This is a genomic window from Calderihabitans maritimus (assembly GCF_002207765.1).
Classification (GTDB): domain Bacteria; phylum Bacillota; class KKC1; order Calderihabitantales; family Calderihabitantaceae; genus Calderihabitans; species Calderihabitans maritimus.
On the sequence record NZ_BDGJ01000101.1, the window covers coordinates 70,284 to 72,056 of the forward strand.

General features: G+C 48.4%; 2 protein-coding genes and 1 pseudogene. 2 read left to right on the top strand and 1 reads right to left on the bottom strand.

Annotated elements, in window-relative coordinates; all coding sequences use genetic code 11:
* A partial coding sequence (locus tag KKC1_RS09000) for a magnesium chelatase domain-containing protein (RefSeq protein ID WP_238134253.1) occupies positions 1–725 on the bottom strand: 725 nt, incomplete at its 3' end.
* 78 nt (positions 726–803) lie between these two features.
* Between KKC1_RS09000 and KKC1_RS09005 the strand changes: the two genes are divergently transcribed.
* Positions 804–1,133: a ribbon-helix-helix domain-containing protein gene (locus KKC1_RS09005; protein WP_088554132.1), complete on the top strand. Its 330-nt coding sequence runs from the start codon at positions 804–806 to the stop codon at positions 1,131–1,133.
* Between the two features lie 177 nt (positions 1,134–1,310).
* Positions 1,311–1,664, top strand: a pseudogene (locus KKC1_RS09010) (ABC transporter permease subunit); the annotation flags it as partial.
* Between the last annotated feature and the right edge of the window lie 109 nt (positions 1,665–1,773).

Consider the following 1,773-nt stretch of genomic DNA (forward strand, 5'->3'; position numbering starts at 1 on the left):
GGACGGTTCTTGGGCAAAAGACCGGCCACGCTGTAAATCTTGGTGATTTCCATAGCTTCCTGTAGGTCCAGACCGGGCAAGATGGTAGGCAGGCGACGGGCCAGCATAGTTTTCCCGGAACCGGGAGAGCCGATCATAAGAATATTATGACCTCCCGCCGCTGCCACTTCCAGTGCCCGTTTGGCAAATCCTTGTCCTTTGACCTCCGCCATATCCACGTCGTATGCCGCGTTTTGTTCACCGAGCAGTGACTCCGCATCTAATTCTGCAGGAGGCAGATCTTTCTCTCCCCGTAAAAAACGTACCAGTTCTGAAAGGTTGCTTACCGGTAGCACTTGAAGATCGTTGACTAGAGCTGCTTCCTGGGCATTTTCCTCCGGCACCACCAAGCGTGCTCCGGGGACCTGTTCCGCCAAACACAAAGCCATGGGGAAGATGCCGGGAACTTTCCGGATGGTTCCATCCAGGGAGAGCTGTCCCAAAAGATATAAATCTTGAAGAGGAGCGGCGGGAATCTGCTCGGTGGAAGCCAGGATACCCACGGCAATAGGAAGGTCGAACATAGAGCCTTCTTTTTTTAGGTCGGCGGGGGCCAGGTTTATGGTGATGCGCCGGGCAGGGAATTCGAAACCTGAGTTTTTGATCGCTGTGCGCACCCTTTCCCGTGCTTCTTTGACTGAAGTATCCGGCAAACCTACAATATCAATCGTGGGATCAAATGTCAAGATAATATTCTTCCGTATGAAGACAACTCTAACAACTATTGCTGCTCTTTTTTACTTACGATTGAGAGATCTTTTGCTGTGAAAGAAGCCCCTCCACTTGTTGAAGCGGGCTTTGGTCTTACCGAACAGTACTATCAGCTTCTTCGTAAAGCTGCCCAGGCCAAAAGGATTACTGAAGCCGAACTCATTCGGCGGGCTGTAGAGAAGATGGCCTTTGATGATGGCTGGGTCCGTTCGCTACGCCAGTCGAAGAAGCCTAACGGAATACTAACTTACCGACGAACCGCTCATTTTACGCCGGAGCAGTTTGAAAGACTTGCCTGCTTGGCCCGATTTACTGGGTTGGCGCGGTCAGAGGTTATAAGAAGGGCGGTAGAGGATTTTTTGAGTTCGTCAATGTTTCTATAATGGACTTTCTAATCATTGAGGCCAATATACCCTCATTTGTTTTTTGTAGGATGGACTGAAAGATACGCTTAAAGTATTTAATTATTTTGTTCAAAATTTTGGCAAGTTCCGGTTGAAAAAAAGCTTGAAAATTAAGGGGTAGGGGATTTCTCCAGAATGGGCTTTGATTTTCATAAAGTACAAGGAGGCATGTTTGCGGGTGTTGCAGGGGCTTACCTTTCACTGGCCTATGCCCCCACATGGCTTGAAAATATGACTGCAGGCCGCGGCTGGATTGCTGTAGCCCTGGTTATTTTCGCCACTTGGGACCCTGTGAGGGCACTTATTGGCTCTTACCTCTTCGGGGGCATAGACGCCCTGGGGTTACGCCTGCAGGCCATGGGAGTGACTGCAATATCACCCTTTTTCTTGAAAATGCTTCCCTACATCTTTACCATTGTGGTCCTGATAGTGGTTACCAAGCAATCCCATAAAAAACATATTGGCGCCCCAGGAGCACTGGGTTTACCCTATGATAGAGAAGAGAGGTAAATAATAGCGAAGGCAGGTGCTTTAGTCCTGGGAACACAAGCATTCCTGTAATAAAGTGAGATAAGAGTTGCCAAATAAAAAACCTCCTGGTAAAAGTAATAAAGAAACA